This is a genomic window from Gulosibacter sediminis (assembly GCF_030011715.1).
Classification (GTDB): domain Bacteria; phylum Actinomycetota; class Actinomycetes; order Actinomycetales; family Microbacteriaceae; genus Gulosibacter; species Gulosibacter sediminis.
Genome location: NZ_JASCYH010000105.1, coordinates 1 through 302 on the forward strand (window position 1 = coordinate 1; position 302 = coordinate 302).

Below are 302 nucleotides of genomic sequence, written 5' to 3' on the forward strand. Positions count from 1 at the left end.
ACGTCATCTCGCGCGAGATTCGCCCGGCGCTCGGCTAGGGCAGGCCAGGCCGGCGGGAGTGACTACGAGCGCCCGCCGGCCCCGGCTCGGTTGTAGTCGAGTGCGGTGTCGATCCACGACGACAGCTGTTCTTCGTCGCTGATCGTGTCGGCCACGACTTCGAGCCAGCCGGGGCCCATGTCTCGGCCTGGTCCCATCGTCGCCTGAGTTGCGCCCGGCTTGCGGAGCAGCGAGGCGTGCTGCCGCGCATCCACTCGGACGAGGAGCCCGCCGCCCTTCAGCGCGCTGACCAGGATCTTCTC

General features: G+C 69.9%; 1 protein-coding gene. It reads right to left on the reverse strand.

The genetic code is table 11. The features are described from left to right. Positions 1–62: 62 nt before the first annotated feature. Positions 63–302 (reverse strand): TfoX/Sxy family protein (locus QM019_RS12745; protein WP_282853310.1); only part of this gene is annotated, 240 nt, incomplete at its 5' end.